Origin of the sequence: Peribacillus aracenensis (genome assembly GCF_025175645.1) — a bacterium.
In the GTDB taxonomy this organism is placed as follows: Bacteria; Bacillota; Bacilli; order Bacillales; family DSM-1321; genus Peribacillus; species Peribacillus aracenensis.
This window is the reverse complement of record NZ_JANZMJ010000006.1, coordinates 160201-176747: the sequence shown is the minus strand read 5'-3', so window position 1 is coordinate 176747 and position 16547 is coordinate 160201. Positions and strand designations below refer to the sequence as shown.

13 protein-coding genes are annotated in these 16547 nt (G+C 42.4%); 12 read left to right on the top strand and 1 reads right to left on the bottom strand.

Translation table 11 applies throughout. The features are described 5' to 3' along the window. Positions 1–7: 7 nt before the first annotated feature. The gene (aceA, locus tag N0M92_RS09025) at positions 8–1291 is read left to right on the top strand and encodes an isocitrate lyase (RefSeq protein ID WP_192206040.1); all 1284 of its coding nucleotides are present in this window, start codon (positions 8–10) and stop codon (positions 1289–1291) included. Between the two features lie 86 nt (positions 1292–1377). Here the strand turns inward: aceA and ytvI are convergent, their stop codons facing one another. Continuing rightward, complete coding sequence (ytvI, locus tag N0M92_RS09020; RefSeq protein ID WP_260285398.1) at positions 1378–2502, bottom strand: sporulation integral membrane protein YtvI; 1125 nt, start codon at positions 2500–2502, stop codon at positions 1378–1380. A 193-nt stretch (positions 2503–2695) separates the two neighbouring features. Here ytvI and N0M92_RS09015 point away from each other — a divergent pair, with 193 nt between their 5' ends. The 11 genes from N0M92_RS09015 to ytaF all read left to right on the top strand — a co-directional run bounded on the left by N0M92_RS09015 (position 2696) and on the right by ytaF (position 16535). Then, positions 2696–3157: a DUF441 domain-containing protein gene (locus tag N0M92_RS09015; RefSeq protein ID WP_034309113.1), complete on the top strand. Its 462-nt coding sequence runs from the start codon at positions 2696–2698 to the stop codon at positions 3155–3157. A 538-nt stretch (positions 3158–3695) separates the two neighbouring features. Continuing rightward, entirely contained in the window at positions 3696–4811 is a 1116-nt protein-coding gene (gene citZ, locus N0M92_RS09010) for a citrate synthase (RefSeq protein WP_260285397.1), read from the top strand. A 95-nt stretch (positions 4812–4906) separates the two neighbouring features. Then, positions 4907–6223 (top strand): NADP-dependent isocitrate dehydrogenase, encoded by a 1317-nt coding sequence (icd, locus tag N0M92_RS09005; protein WP_260285396.1) that lies wholly within the window; start codon positions 4907–4909, stop codon positions 6221–6223. A gap of 118 nt (positions 6224–6341) precedes the next feature. After that, positions 6342–7277 (top strand): malate dehydrogenase, encoded by a 936-nt coding sequence (gene mdh, locus N0M92_RS09000; RefSeq protein WP_260285395.1) that lies wholly within the window; start codon positions 6342–6344, stop codon positions 7275–7277. 238 nt (positions 7278–7515) lie between these two features. Next, complete coding sequence (locus N0M92_RS08995) at positions 7516–8235, top strand: response regulator transcription factor (protein ID WP_260285394.1); 720 nt, start codon at positions 7516–7518, stop codon at positions 8233–8235. After that, positions 8232–10007, top strand: a complete 1776-nt coding sequence (pnpS, locus tag N0M92_RS08990) for a two-component system histidine kinase PnpS (protein ID WP_260285393.1) — start codon at positions 8232–8234, stop codon at positions 10005–10007. The genes N0M92_RS08995 and pnpS overlap by 4 nt, the downstream gene beginning before the upstream one ends. A 250-nt stretch (positions 10008–10257) precedes the next feature. Beyond that, complete coding sequence (gene hflK, locus N0M92_RS08985; protein ID WP_192207993.1) at positions 10258–11292, top strand: FtsH protease activity modulator HflK; 1035 nt, start codon at positions 10258–10260, stop codon at positions 11290–11292. Further along, the gene (hflC, locus tag N0M92_RS08980) at positions 11289–12221 is read left to right on the top strand and encodes a protease modulator HflC (protein WP_076364772.1); all 933 of its coding nucleotides are present in this window, start codon (positions 11289–11291) and stop codon (positions 12219–12221) included. The genes hflK and hflC overlap by 4 nt, the downstream gene beginning before the upstream one ends. Positions 12222–12348: 127 nt before the next feature. Then, positions 12349–14973 carry a DNA polymerase I gene (polA, locus tag N0M92_RS08975; protein WP_260285392.1) on the top strand — a complete coding sequence of 875 codons (2625 nt, stop codon included), beginning with the start codon at positions 12349–12351 and terminating at the stop codon, positions 14971–14973. Positions 14974–14992: 19 nt separating this feature from the next. Beyond that, the gene (gene mutM / locus N0M92_RS08970; RefSeq protein ID WP_260285391.1) at positions 14993–15823 is read left to right on the top strand and encodes a DNA-formamidopyrimidine glycosylase; all 831 of its coding nucleotides are present in this window, start codon (positions 14993–14995) and stop codon (positions 15821–15823) included. Between the two features lie 79 nt (positions 15824–15902). Then, the gene (gene ytaF, locus N0M92_RS08965; RefSeq protein WP_260285389.1) at positions 15903–16535 is read left to right on the top strand and encodes a sporulation membrane protein YtaF; all 633 of its coding nucleotides are present in this window, start codon (positions 15903–15905) and stop codon (positions 16533–16535) included. Positions 16536–16547: the final 12 nt, after the last annotated feature.

The following is a 16547-nucleotide window of genomic DNA, read 5'->3' as shown; positions in this document are numbered from 1 at the left end:
AATAATGATGATGAATGAGAGAGCGCAAAAATTACAACAAAGCTGGGAAAATGACTCACGGTGGACTGGTGTTAAGCGTCCTTATACGGCCGAAGAAGTTATTAAACTAAGAGGTTCCATCGATATTGAACAAACATTGGCACGCCGTGGTTCTGAAAAACTATGGAATCTATTGAATACGGAGGATTTCATCAATGCATTAGGGGCGTTGACTGGTAACCAAGCCATGCAGCAGGTGAAAGCTGGTTTAAAAGCAATTTACTTAAGCGGTTGGCAAGTGGCGGCAGATGCTAACATCGCAGGGCAAATGTACCCTGATCAAAGTTTATATCCAGCCAACTCCGTGCCGCAAGTAGTTAAACGCATTAATCAGACACTTCAGCGTGCAGACCAAATCAGCTTTGCTGAAGGAAAAGATGATATCGATTGGTTCGCTCCAATCGTGGCGGATGCTGAAGCAGGCTTTGGCGGTTCCCTTAACGTCTTCGAATTAATGAAAGGAATGATCGAAGCTGGAGCGGCAGGCGTTCATTTTGAAGACCAGCTTTCTTCCGAGAAAAAATGCGGTCACCTAGGCGGTAAAGTGCTTCTTCCAACCCAAACGGCAGTACGTAATTTAGTTTCCGCCCGATTGGCAGCCGACGTAATGGGTACACCGACTATCTTGATTGCCCGTACCGATGCTGATGCTGCAGATTTGATCACCGATGATATCGATCCGGTCGATGCACCATTCATCACTGGCGAAAGGACTCCAGAAGGATTCTATCGCACGAATGCAGGTCTTGACCAAGCAATTGCAAGAGGTCTGGCTTATGCGCCATATGCCGACCTTATCTGGTGTGAGACTTCTGAACCTAATCTAGCCGATGCTCGCCGCTTTGCCGAAGCGATCCATGCAGAGTTCCCGGGCAAACTGCTAGCATACAATTGTTCCCCATCATTTAACTGGAAAGCGAAATTAAGTGATGAAGAGATTGCAAATTATCAGGTGGAATTGGGTAAATTGGGTTATAAATTCCAATTCGTTACACTTGCAGGCTTCCACTCATTGAATCATAGCATGTTCAACCTTGCTCTTGGTTATAAAGACCGCGGCATGGCTGCATACTCAGAACTTCAACAAGCGGAGTTCGCTAGTGAGCCAGACGGCTATACGGCAACACGCCATCAGCGTGAAGTGGGAACTGGTTACTTTGATGAAGTGGCACAAGTCGTTTCTGGTGGAACATCATCCACAACAGCGCTTGCAGGTTCTACTGAAACAGAACAATTCGAGACGTCAAAATAATTTTAGCTTAAAACCAAAAATCCGCCTTGTACCCAAGGCGGATTTTTAAATGGAAATGGTGAATGCTAATAGATGTCTGGAGTATCTTAAGTCGTTTTCTTCGTATCGCCGATAATGAAGATCCAGATGGCCTTGAAGACATTGGCACGCTGGAGTGTATTGAATATGACAAGTACGACAGGTCCTGCGATCAGACCTAGGAAACCGATCAATTTGAAGCCGATGAACAAGGCGATGAGAGTGGCAAGCGGATCCAAACCAATACTGGAAGAAAGTACTTTTGGCTCTATTAACTGACGCTGGACAACGACGATTATGTAAAGAACGGACAAACCGATTGCAAGACTTGTATTCCCGGCAATGAATTCAAAGATGATCCAAGGAATGAAAACCGTACCTGTACCTAAATAGGGGATGATGTCGACCAGTCCGCATATCAGGGCAATGGTAATCGAATAATTCACCCCCAAAATGAGAAATCCGATTAAAATCGTGACAGTCGTCAATGAAACAAGTGTGAATTGTGCACGGATAAATCCGAACAAAGCCCGTTTTAAGTCCCTGAATAAACGCTTGGCACCTGCAAAAATCTTATCAGGCAATACCTTTCCGGTCATGCGGTTAAAGGTATCCCAATCTTTGCTGATGAAGAAAGTGCCCAGCAGGGTAAAAAGGAGTGCCGTTGCTGTAGTTGGAAACCATCCGATGATTGTGGGGATGTTCTTCAAGAAAGCTTGAATGAAGCCGCTTACTCCGGTAGTGATGGATTCACCGATATTTTGGATATTCTTGAGGACTGTGTCCTGCTGATCGGTATCCAAATTATTGAACATGGCTGCTATTTGATTATAAAAAGGGATGACGGTGGACGCGATGTATGTTTCTATATAATCCACGATGGTTTCAATATGTTTCGGGATGACACCGGCCAGGTAATTGGTCCCTGAAATGATCTCGGTGACCAGTAATGTGATGAGGCCCGCAAATAAAAGGAAAATGAGTAATAGGGAAACAAATACAGCCAGCCCCCGTGGCAGCCTTCCTTTCCTTTCGAAAAAAGTGACCAGGGGATTCATCAAGAAAGCGATTATCATGGCAATGATGAATGGATATGTATATTTAGATAAATAAAACAAGGCAATTCCGCCTAAAATTATCCCTCCGATGACCAGTAAAGAGCGAATGAAACGATACATATATACCGGATTCAAGTCATATCCTCCTTCAATCATAAAGTTTGTATTATAATTGTAACGATGATGGAAAAGAAAGGAAAGATTCTTTCATCTTTCGGCTTAAATTTTTTCCGCCGATACATCGTTCCATAAATCATTTTTCTCCCAGGAAATACGGGAGTTTGTTATGTTAAAATAACAAAAACAGAAGGAAGAAGGTGAAGGGAGAATGATCAACGGTCCTGTCGTATTTTTAATTCTGCTTGCTGCAATCGGTTGGTTTGGGAAAAATACCTCACTGATCATGGCTGCGGGTTTTCTTTTAAGCATGAAGCTGATCGGCCTTGACGCTAAAGTGTTTCCATACCTGGAAGCGAAAGGAATCAACCTGGGCGTTACGATCATTACGATTTCGGTACTCATACCCATAGCAAACGGGGCGATAGGTTTCAAGGAACTCGGAGACGCAATAAAATCTCCTTATGCCTGGATTGCGCTTGCATCTGGAATAGCGGTTGCGCTCATAGCGAAAAATGGGATTACGCTTTTATCACATGATCCGCACATTACCACGGCTCTTGTTTTTGGGACGATACTTGCAGTCGCATTATTCAAAGGTGTGGCTGTCGGTCCATTAATCGGGGCGGGAATTGCTTATTTATGCATGCAGATCTTTAATTTTTTTAAATGAAGCGAGTGGCAGAGGGGAGAAAAACCCGTCAGTCGTGGAGAAGGAAATTTTCTATTTAATGTTTCGTTTATTCTGCTTTGAGGCGAATTTTCAAAAAAACGTTTTGGATCGCATAAAAAAAAGCAAGAGAATATGTAGCTAATTTTTCTAATAAAATAATAATTTTTTCACATTTTAAGTGCTTTTCATTCCCAAAAAAGTGTTTATTGTTTATAATAATGTTGTAACTGCTCTGATTTATTAAAATTGGGATTCAGAATATCTTTGATATTTTTGAGGAATCTTAAAAAAAGATGTAGTTATTGAGCAAGCGCTCACTAGGAATAGCTACAAGCATTATTTTTAGATTTTCGTTTAAAGGATTATCGTACATTTTACTATTGTTGGGGTCATATTCTGTGAACGCTTCCAATACAAGATGTATGTCTTCTGCTAAAAAATAGATGGTTGTTTACAATAGCTAATTTCTTGGAAGCGCTATATTTATACGCTAATAGCAAGGGCATAGGGGAATATTTAGGAAAAGGAGAGATTTAGTATGACAGCAACAAAAGGTCTTGAAGGTGTGGTAGCAACAACTTCATCAGTAAGCTCCATCATCGATGACACATTAACGTATGTAGGTTATGACATCGATGATTTAGCTTCTAACGCAACATTCGAGGAAGTAATCTATCTTTTATGGCACGGAGCTCTTCCGAACAAAAGCCAATTAGAAGAATTAACTCAACAACTTGCTGAAAATGCTGAAATTCCAGCTGAAGTGGTTAATCACTTCAAAACATACCCAATCGATAAAGTACATCCAATGGGAGCTCTTCGCACTGCAGTATCTCTTCTGGGTCTTTATGATGAAGAAGCAGATGTAATGAGTGAAGATGCTAACTATCGTAAAGCAATCCGCATCCAAGCAAAAATCCCTACATTGGTAACAACTTTCGCTCGCATCCGTCAAGGGAAAGAAGCTGTTGCTCCACGTACTGATTTAAGCTTTGCTGCTAACTTCTTATATATGTTAAGCGGTAACGAACCAACGGCAATCGAAGAAGAAGCATTCAACAAAGCATTGGTTCTTCATGCTGACCATGAATTAAACGCTTCTACATTCACTGCACGCGTTTGTGTGGCTACATTATCTGATATCTATTCTGGCGTAACTTCTGCCATCGGCGCTTTAAAAGGCCCTCTTCACGGCGGAGCTAACGAACAAGTCATGAAAATGCTTACAGAAATTGGTTCAGTTGAAAACGTTGAGCCATATATCAACGAAAAATTAGCCAATAAAGAAAAAATCATGGGCTTTGGCCATCGTGTATACCGTAAAGGTGATCCTCGTGCTAAGCACCTTAAAGAAATGTCACGAAAACTGACTGAACTTACTGGACAACCGCAATATTATGATATGTCCATCAAAATTCATGAAATCGTAACCGGTCAAAAAAATCTTCCGCCGAACGTGGATTTCTATTCTGCTTCCGTATACCACAGTTTAGGTATCGAGCATGACCTATTTACACCAATCTTTGCTGTAAGCCGTGCTTCAGGCTGGATCGCTCACATCCTTGAGCAATATTCAAACAACCGCCTTATCCGTCCGCGTGCAGAGTATGTTGGACCAGGTATGCAAAAATACGTACCGATTGAAAAACGCTAATTAAAAGTTTTTTCGAAAAATCATTTTTTATTTCATCGAATTTGTAGTAAATTAATAGATGTGAGTAAAAAAGGTTAGTGGTTCTGCCCCATTAAATGGCAGGCCATCTAACCTTTGAATTTGAATCGGAGGTAAGAGACATGACACAAAGCCAAAAAATCACAGTTACTAACGGTGCTCTTAACGTACCAAACAATCCAATCGTTCCTTATATTGAGGGAGACGGAATCGGTCCTGATATCTGGGCTGCAGCATCCCGCGTTTTAGACGCAGCAGTTGAAAAAGCTTACAATGGCGAAAAGAAAATCGAATGGAAAGAAGTTTTAGCTGGACAAAAAGCATTTGACCAAACGGGCGAATGGCTTCCACAAGAAACTCTTGATGTCATTAACGAATATCTAATCGCTATTAAAGGACCTCTTACAACTCCAATCGGTGGCGGTATCCGCTCATTGAACGTTGCATTGCGTCAAGTATTGGACTTATTCGTATGTCTTCGTCCAGTACGTTACTTTGAAGGTGTACCTTCACCAGTTAAACGTCCAGAAGACACTGACATGGTCATCTTCCGTGAAAACACTGAAGATATCTATGCTGGTATCGAATATGCAAAAGGTTCTGACGAAGCTAAAAAATTAATCGAATTCCTGCAAAATGAATTCGGTGTTCAAAAAATTCGTTTCCCTGAAACTTCAGGTATCGGAATTAAACCGATTTCCGAAGAAGGTACGAAACGTCTTGTTCGCTCTGCACTTAACTATGCGATCAAAGAAGGCCGTAAGTCATTAACGCTTGTTCATAAAGGTAACATCATGAAGTTCACTGAAGGTGCATTCAAAACTTGGGGTTATGAAGTTGCAGAACAAGAATTCGCCGATAAAGTGTTCACATGGAACCAATATGACAAAATTAAAGAAGCTGAAGGCACTGAAGCTGCTAACAAAGCACAATCTGCTGCTGAAGCTGAAGGCAAAATCATCGTTAAAGATTCAATTGCTGATATCTTCTTACAACAAATCCTGACTCGTCCTAAAGAGTTTGATGTTGTTGCAACAATGAACTTGAACGGAGATTACATTTCTGATGCATTAGCTGCACAAGTTGGCGGAATCGGTATCGCTCCAGGAGCAAACATCAACTACGAAACTGGACATGCCATCTTCGAAGCAACTCACGGAACGGCTCCTAAATATGCTGGTCTTGATAAAGTTAACCCATCTTCAGTTCTTCTTTCAGGCGTTCTTTTACTTGAGCACCTTGGCTGGAACGAAGCTGCAGACAGCATCACTAAATCAGTGGAACAAACAATCGCTTCTAAAGTTGTTACATACGACTTTGCCCGCCTAATGGAAGGTGCAACGGAAGTTAAATGTTCTGAGTTCGCAGACGAGCTTATCAAAAACCTTAAATAATTCATTACATGCTTTCTGGAAAAGTGCCTGAATGGGCTGCTTTTCCAGGAAGCTTATATTTCATGAGGATGTTAAAAGTATTCCAAAAGTATTCATAATATTTTAAGGAGGAAATAACATGTCTAAACGTAAAAAAATCACAGTTGTAGGTGCTGGATTCACTGGTGCTACAGCAGCATTCTTAGCCGCTCAAAAAGAACTTGGCGATATCGTTTTAGTTGATATCCCGCAAGCTGAAAACCCTACTAAAGGTAAAGCCCTTGATATGGCGGAAGCAGGACCTGTCCTAGGTTTCGATGCTAACATCATCGGTACATCCGACTATGCAGAAACAGCGGATTCCGACGTAGTGATCATCACTGCCGGAATTGCCCGTAAACCCGGCATGAGCCGTGACGACTTAGTTCAAACTAACCAAAAAGTTATGATATCAGTAACAAAAGAAGTCGTTAAATATTCCCCTAACACAACCATCATCGTTTTGACTAACCCTGTAGATGCAATGACTTACACTGTTTACAAAGAATCAGGTTTCCCTAAAGAACGCGTTATCGGACAATCAGGTGTCCTTGATACAGCTCGTTTCCGTACTTTCGTAGCTCAAGAATTAAACTTATCGGTTAAAGATGTAACTGGCTTCGTACTTGGTGGACACGGAGATGATATGGTTCCATTGGTACGTTACTCTTATGCAGGAGGGATTCCTTTGGAAACATTGATCCCCCAAGATCGTTTAGAAGCAATCGTGGCTCGTACCCGCACTGGCGGCGGAGAAATCGTCAACCTTCTTGGAAACGGAAGCGCCTATTATGCACCGGCAGCATCTTTAGTGGAAATGGCTGAAGCGATCCTTAAAGACCAACGTCGCGTTCTTCCGTCCATCGCTTATCTTGAAGGTGAATATGGATTTGAAGGTATCTACCTTGGAGTGCCGACTGTTCTGGGTGCAAAGGGCATTGAACAAATCATCGAACTGGAATTGACTGAAGACGAAAAAGCGTCACTTTCAAAATCAGTTGAATCAGTTAAAGCAGTAATGCAAGTCCTTCAATAATTGAACATGATCAGACTGTTCGGATATAGGGAGAAAAGGCCATGGTCTTTTTCCGATTCCGGACAGTTTTTTTCGCTTCAAAAGTCCTGAGAACTTATGAACTCCCTGCTGAAGACAAGGAATAACTTACTTTCCGTTTTTTTTATGTGTAAATTTCATATAATATTCTTTATAATGGAATTGGATGAGTAGACCAAGAAATTGGTCTTTTGGGTAATACATAATTCAGGAGGATCTAATGTCAAAGAAAATTCTCGTAGTGGATGATGAACAATCAATAGTTACCTTACTTCAGTACAATTTAGAACAAGCAGGCTATTCGGTGATCACAGCTTTGGATGGAGAACAAGGGCTGGAGGCTGCCGTGGATATACGCCCCGATTTAGTGGTATTGGATTTGATGCTGCCTAAAATGGACGGGCTTGAAGTATGTAAGCAGCTTCGCCAGCAAAAAATCAATATACCGATCTTGATGCTGACAGCTAAGGACGATGAATTTGACAAGGTGCTGGGACTTGAACTAGGGGCGGATGATTATTTGACCAAGCCATTCAGTCCTAGGGAGGTAGTGGCCCGGATTAAAGCCATTTTAAGAAGATCCCAGTTACAAGCTAACGGCGGTGATTCAAGTCAGGATCTGGAAGATGGCCTCTTGAAATTAGGGGAATTGAAAGTGTTTCCGGAACGATACGAAGCATTCTTTGATGAACAGCAATTAGAATTGACTCCAAAGGAATTTGAATTACTTTTATATCTGGCGAAGAATAAAGGAAGAGTGCTGACCAGGGATCAACTGCTGAGTGCAGTATGGAATTATGATTTCGCGGGAGACTCACGAATCGTCGATGTCCATATTAGCCATCTTCGGGAAAAAATAGAAAAAGATACAAAAAAACCTTTATATATTAAAACGATAAGGGGCTTGGGGTATAAGCTTGAGGAGCCTAAAAAAGAATGACGACCTATCGTAAAAAGCTCTTATTTACCCTCATCACACTGGTGATGGTCGTCCTGATGGCCGTGGGCTTTTTATTGGGACACTTGTTCAAAAGCTATTATATTAAAACGTTCAATGACCGTATAAAGAACGAAACATTTTTCATTTCTACATATATTCAGGAGCATGGCGGGATTGACTCCTTTTTGGAAAAAGGGAAGACGGCAAAACTGACACCCCTTTTAGATTCGAATTTAACCATTCTCTCCACGAATGGGGAAATATTATACGATTCGACAACATCCAATGAAATATTTAAAGGCCATGCCAATGTCCTTCGTAAAATAACTTTGGAAAAAGGGCTTAAGCAAGGGGAAGGGTATGAAGTGGTCGAAGGCGAATCGGACCTCCATTATTATTGGAAGACGATTGAAAAGGATGGAAAGATTGAAGGCTTTGTCGTACATAGCAATGAAATAGAGGCCATCAATCAAGTGAATAAACAAATGTGGCAAATATTGATCATTTGTTTAGGGGTTGCCTTGATCATCATTCTCATGCTTGCGAGCAAAATCACTTCATATTATACGCGTCCAATCGAGGAGGCGACGATGGCTGCCATTGAACTGGCAAAAGGGAATTATGGAACCAGGACATTCGGGCGGCATTCGGATGAAACGGGAATGCTGACAACTTCCTTGAACATATTGGCGAGGAATCTTCAGGAAACAGAGATAGCGAGGGAAATGAATCAGGATCGTTTGGAAACACTTGTTGAAAACATCGGTAGTGGTGTCTTGCTGATAGACAGTAAAGGGTATACTACATTAATCAACCGGGAATTCAAGAAAAGTTTTCGTGTGAACTCCGCTACGTTTTTGTTTCAGGAATATTATTCGGTCATTAAAGATCAGGAAGTCATAGCCATCATCGAAGAAATCTTTCGAACGGAAAAGACGATTAAACGACAGGTGAAAATACCACTTGCCATAGAACGTAAGCATTTTGAGATTTATGGGGCTCCCATTATCGGGAATCACGATGAATGGAAGGGGATCCTCCTCATTTTCCATGATATCACCGAATTGAAAAGGCTCGAGCAGATGCGGAAGGATTTCGTGGCTAATGTGTCCCATGAATTGAGAACCCCGATCACTTCTATAAAAGGCTTTTCTGAAACATTGTTGGATGGCGCCTTAAAGGACGAAAAGACCTTAAAACACTTTTTAACGATTATCCTGAAAGAAAGTGATCGGCTGCAGGAACTCATTCAGGAGCTTCTGAATTTATCCAAAATGGAGCAACAGGAGTTCGTTTTAAACGCAGGGGTCGTGGATATTACGAAAGTGCTTGGTGAAATACAAGAGATGCTTATAGGCAAGCTGAAAGAAAAAGATGTATCCCTTGAAATTAAAACATCACCGGAACCAGTATTAGTTGAAGGGGAATCTGACAGGATCAAGCAGGTTTTCATCAATTTGATTACGAACGCATTGACCTATACACCAAATGGCGGCAGGGTCACCGTTGATATCATTGAAAATGAACAGACGGTCGATATAGCAGTGCAAGACAGCGGGATCGGCATCGAAGAAAAAGAACTGCCGAGGATCTTTGAACGATTTTATCGGATCGATAAGGCGAGGAGCCGCGATTCAGGAGGAACGGGCATTGGACTGGCAATCGTCAAGCATATAATAGAAGTCCATAAAGGTAAAATCAATGTGGAAAGCACACCTGGAACCGGGACGACTTTTACAGTCACATTAAATAAAAGCTTAAAAGGAATGTAGCGGGTTTCTTATTTACATGTCCTTTACAATTCCTTAAAACGGACTTCATAATGCAGGGGTACAATGGTTCTAACCCCTCATCCAAGGAGTTAAACATTGACAGAGACATAGTCTCTGTCTTTTATTTTTGGCTATATTTCCCTGGAACGATTCCTCTATCCTATTTTCCTGGAAAAATATTTGATTTTTATGAAACTTTAGGCCCTTCCTTGCGTAAATAAGATATAACTGCAAAGAAGGGGTGATACATATCGTTAGCTTAAAAAGGATATATACGATCACAGGACTTGTCTTTCTTATTTTAATTTTAGGTGTAGTTGCGATATCGACCTGGTACACGGTTGATGAATCCGATCAAGCTGTCATCATGACGTTTGGTAAAGTGGAGCAAACGATAACGGAACCAGGACTTCACTTTAAACTGCCTTGGCCCATTCAATCCGTCGAGAAATTATCCAAAGAAACATTCAGTCTTAAATTTGGATATAAGGAAGAGGATGGAGAGGTGAAGGATTACCCGAGCGAGACCAAAATGATTACGGGTGATGAAAATATTGTGCTGGCCGACCTGGTGGTCCAGTGGAAAATCACCGACCCTCCAAAATATCTATACAATGCAGAGGATCCAGAAAAAATATTATACGATACGACTTCAGCTGCATTACGGAGCATTATCGGCAGCACGAAAATCGATGATGCCCTTACATCCGGTAAAGCGCAAATCGAAGCGGATGTACGCGATTTATTATCACAGCTAATGGAGAAATATGATGTCGGGATTTCCATATCTGCGGTTAAACTCCAGGACGTGGAGTTACCGAATGAAGAAGTGCGGAAAGCATTTACCAATGTAACGGATGCCCGGGAAACGGCGAATACGAAAATCAACGAAGCGGATAAATATGAAAATAAACGTATGAATGAAGCAGAAGGGGAAAAAGATGCCCTCATTTCACAGGCTAATGGGGATAAAGCTGCCCGTACCGAAGCTGCCCGCGGGGATGTAGCGGTCTTTGAAAAATTACTTAGTGAGTATAAGGGCAACAAGGGGATTACGAAGGACCGCCTCATTATTGAAACCCTTGAGGAAGTAATGCCGAATGCAGAGATTTATATTATGAATGATGATGGAAACACCATGAAGTACTTGCCGCTTCGCTCGCTTGAAAAGGAGGAAACGAAAAAAACTCCTGCCTCCGATGAAGCCGCTATACCTGAAGAAGAAACGAACAAAGCGAATGCATCGGAAGAAAAAGCGACAGGGGAAGGGGGCACTAAACAATGAGCGGAAAAATAATAGATTTCTCTGAGTTGAAAAAAGGGGATTTTCATTGGAGGGGCTATGTGAGAATCGGCATTTTCCTGATTATTTTCATCGCGTTGCTGCTAATCATCCTCACCAATGTCTATATCGTCAAAGAGGGCGAATACAAAGTCGTCCGCCAATTCGGTGAGGTGGTAAGGATCGATAAGACACCGGGATTGAAGGCGAAGGTGCCATTCATACAGAGTATCATGACCCTGCCGAAGTATCAGATGACTTCTGATGTTTCCGAAGCGGAAATCAATACGAAAGATAAAAAGCGGATGCTGATCGATAACTATGCAGTTTGGAGAATAGAAGATCCGAAGAAATTGATTACAAATGCAAGGACACTAGAGAATGCCGAAACGAAAATGGAAGAGTTCATCTATTCGGCAGTTCGTTCTGAGCTTGGCCAGCTGAATTATGACGAGATCATCAATGATGAGAAGTCATCAAGGGGAAGTTTAAACGACCGCATAACCGAAAAAGTCAACGATCTGCTGCAAAAGGACAGCTATGGAATCAGCTTGACGGATGTCCGGATAAAGCGGACTGACTTGCCCTCCGAAAACGAAGCATCCGTCTTCAAGAGGATGATTTCCGAGCGGGAATCGAAAGCGCAAGAATACTTATCCAAAGGTGATGCGAAGAAAAACCGTATCATTGCGGATACTGATCGAAAAGTGAAAGAATTGCTCTCCACTGCAGAGGCTGATGCAGAAGTGATCAGGGCTGAAGGTGAAGGGGAAGCAGCGAAAATCTATAATAAGTCGTTTTCCAAAGACCCCGAATTCTATAAACTATACCGGACTCTTGAATCCTACAAAAAAACGATTGGTGATCAAACGGTCATCGTTCTGCCTTCGGATTCCCCTTATGCCAGCCTGTTAATGGGAAATACTAAATAACCTTGATGCCGTCATTTTTCTTTCCGCTTCTACTCATGGTAGAATAGAGAAAGAAAATGAACGGCTTTTTGCGTTTTAATATAGAAGCTACAACTACATAAACCTGTATGACTGGAGGAAGACGGATTTGGATAAAAAGTTAGTACTTATAGATGGAAACAGCATTGCATACCGTGCGTTTTTTGCGCTTCCGCTCTTGAATAATGATAAGGGGGTCCATACGAATTCCGTGTACGGATTCACCATGATGCTCAATCGCATTCTCGAAGAAGAAAAGCCAACCCACATACTTGTGGCATTCGATGCTGGTAAAACGACATTCAGACATGCATCATTTAAAGAATATAAGGGCGGGCGCCAAAAAACGCCCCCGGAACTATCGGAGCAATTCCCTTTCATTCGCGAACTGCTTGATTGTTTTCAAATAAAAAGGTATGAACTGGAGAACTACGAAGCCGATGATATTATCGGTACGCTGTCTTTACAAGCGGAAAAAGATGGTTTTGAAGTGAAGGTCATTTCAGGTGATAAGGATTTAACACAATTATCCTCCCCTAGTACGACGGTTTCCATCACGAAAAAGGGGATTACTGAAATTGAGGAATACACTCCAAAGCATATACATGAAAAATACGGCCTATCCCCATTGCAAATCATTGATTTAAAAGGGTTGATGGGAGATGCTTCCGACAATATTCCCGGTATTCCGGGTGTAGGTGAAAAGACTGCCCTTAAATTATTGCATCAATTCGAAACGGTTGAAAACCTTCTGCAGTCGATTGATGAGGTAAGCGGACAAAAATTGAAAGAGAAAATAGAAGAACATAGAGACCTGGCCCTATTGAGCAAAGAGCTGGCTACGATAACGAGGGAAGCGCCGCTTGAAGTTTCCGTAAACGAGACCGAGTACACTGGCATGGATCAGGATCGAGTCATCTCATTCTATAAGGAGCTTGGTTTTTCGACTTTGCTCGATAAATTGGATGTAACGGAAAGTACACCGCTTGAACAGGAGAAGATAGAAGTGCACACGTCCGAAATGACAGAAGCAATGTTTGCGGATGAAAGTGCCTTATATGTTGAGATTTTAGAAGATAATTATCATCATGCCGATATTAGGGGAATCGCCATCAGTAATGAACAAGGTAATTTTTACTTCAATGGGGATGATGCTCTGAGTTCCGGGGCATTTATATCCTGGGCAGAGGATGAAACAAAAAAGAAAACGGTTTTCGATGCGAAGCGTACGGTTGTGGCACTGCGTCATCGGGGAGTCGAAATAAAAGGCATCGATTTTGATGTATTTTTGGCATCCTATATCCTGAATCCCGCAGAGTCAGTGGACGAAGTGGCAGAAATCACGAAAACTCAAGGTACGACCCGTCTTGAAACAGATGATGTTTTTTATGGAAAAGGTGCAAAACGCAAAATACCTGAGGAAGCGGAATTGAGGGAGCATATCGCCAGAAAATCGAAGGCGATCCTTTCTCTGAAAGAACCGATGATCGATAAGCTGCAAGAGTTCGAGCAATTTCACCTGTTTACGGAACTGGAGCTGCCACTGTCGATCATTCTGGCCAATATGGAATGGCAGGGAATCAAGGTGGATATAGGCCGATTGAAAAGCATGGGACAGGAGTTAGCCGTTCGCTTAAGAAACATCGAAGCCCGAATTTTTGATTTGGCTGGAGAGGCGTTCAATATCAATTCACCTAAACAGCTCGGGGCCATCCTGTTTGAAAAGTTGGAGCTTCCAGTCATGAAGAAAACCAAAACAGGATATTCGACTTCAGCCGATGTGCTGGAAAAACTGGAGAGCAAGCATGATATCGTTAAGGAGATATTGCTATATCGCCAGCTTGGTAAGTTGCAATCAACTTATATTGAAGGGTTGCTTAAAGTGGTCAATGGCAAAACGGACAAGGTGCACACCCGGTTCAACCAAGCATTGACCCAGACCGGCCGGTTAAGTTCTACAGATCCCAATCTGCAGAATATCCCGATCAGACTGGAAGAAGGAAGGAAAATCAGGCAGGCCTTCATTCCTTCCGAAAAGGATTGGATCATTTTTGCTGCCGATTACTCACAGATCGAGTTACGCGTCCTGGCGCATATCGCCAATGACAGCGGATTGGTGGAAGCATTCCAGGCCGGGATGGACATCCATACAAGGACAGCCATGGATGTATTCCACGTACCGGCAGAGCAAGTCACGGCGAACATGAGGCGCCATGCCAAAGCGGTCAACTTCGGAATCGTTTATGGTATAAGTGACTACGGGCTATCGCAAAGTCTCGGCATCACGAGAAAAGAAGCGGGAGAGTTCATCGAGAAGTATTTAAGAAGCTTTCCTGGTGTTCAGGAATATATGGAAGAAAGCATACATGAGGCCCGTCAAAAAGGATATAGCACGACTCTGATGCAAAGAAGGCGCTATATACCTGAGATAACAAGCAGGAATTTCAACATCAGGAGCTTTGCCGAACGGACAGCGATGAACACGCCGATTCAAGGCAGTGCCGCGGATATCATCAAGCTAGCCATGATAAACATGAATAAGCGCCTGAAACGGGAAGGTCTTAAAACGAGAATGCTTCTGCAGGTGCATGATGAATTGATTTTTGAAACGCCTCCCGAGGAACTCGAAATCCTTAAAGTGATCGTTCCGGAGGAAATGGAAAATGCCATTGAACTGAACGTGCCCCTTAAAGTGGATTATGCTTTTGGGCCAACATGGTTTGATGCCAAATAATTAAAGATAGGTGATTGCAATGCCAGAACTTCCAGAAGTGGAAACAGTCAGAAGAACGTTAGAGCAGCTCGTGCTCGGAAAAGAAATCAAGGAAGTGTCAGTCTTCTGGCCAAAGATCATAAAAGCGCCTGAACCTGTCGAACAGTTTCAGGATGCTTTAAGGGGACAGACGATTACGGGAATAGGTCGTCGGGGCAAGTTCCTCATTTTCACCTTGGATGATTATTCATTGGTTTCGCATTTAAGAATGGAAGGGAAATACGGCGTGCATCCAAAAGAAGAGCCGTATGATAAGCATACCCATGTGATCTTCACTTTCACGGATGGCAGTGAACTCAGGTACAGGGATGTCCGGAAATTCGGAACGATGCATCTATTTGCCAAAGGGGAAGAACTTGAGCGGCTGCCACTGTTGCATTTAGGGCCTGAACCGTTGTCTGAAGATTTTACTGTCGAGGGGCTAAGTGGCAAGTTGGCAAGAACCAACAGGAAAATCAAGCCCGTTCTCCTTGATCAAACGGTTGTCGTAGGCATTGGGAATATATATGTAGACGAGTCGTTATTCCGTTCCGGTATCCATCCGGAGAGAATCGCTTCTTCACTCTCGTTGCAGGAAATCAAAACGTTGCATGCAGAAATCATCGCGACGTTAGGTGAAGCTGTGGAAAAAGGCGGGAGTACGATTCGTTCATATATTAATTCCCAAGGGCAAATCGGCATGTTTCAGTTGGAACTTAATGTTTATGGACGAAAAGGCGAGAACTGCAAAACATGCGGCACGCCACTTGAAAAACTGGTCGTTGCAGGACGCGGCACACATATTTGCCCGTCATGCCAGCCGTTAAAATAGGTAATGTTTTTTCAAACACATCGGATTGGCTCCATCCATATACTAGGGTAGCAACGAGTAGGGAAGGAGTATTATTCCGATGTGGTTACAAATTATTTTTCTAGCTTTTGCAGTTAGTATTGACGGATTTGGCGTAGGTATGACATTCGGTATGCGGAAGATGAAAATCCCCTTAAGGTCAATAGCGGTCATCTCGTTTTGTTCTGCATTGAGTTTAGGTATTGCGATGGTCATCGGACAATTCATCAGTCAGCTCATATCGGTCGGGGCGGCTGAAAAAACGGGTGGCATCATCCTCATTTTCCTTGGTGCCTGGATGGTATACCAGTATTTTAAGCCTGAAAAAGATTTGAAAGATGATAGATATCATGAAAAGATCATCTTTAATTTTGAAATTAAATCACTTGGGGTAGTCATTAATATTTTACAAAAACCATTGAATGCCGATTTTGATAAATCAGGTACGATTACGGGTGTTGAAGCGCTTGTTCTGGGATTTGCACTTTCGCTGGATGCGTTCGGTGCCGGAGTTGGCGCGGCTATGATCGGCATTTCACCGATTATCCTTGCAGGTTGCATCGCTGTTATGAGTTCAATTTTCATTTGGAGCGGGCTTCAAAGCGGGAAATTGCTTTCAAATAATAAAGTTGTCCAGCGATTGACCTTTCTTCCAGGTGTACTGTTGATTATCATCGGTATATTCAAGTTATGATACATGGTTAAA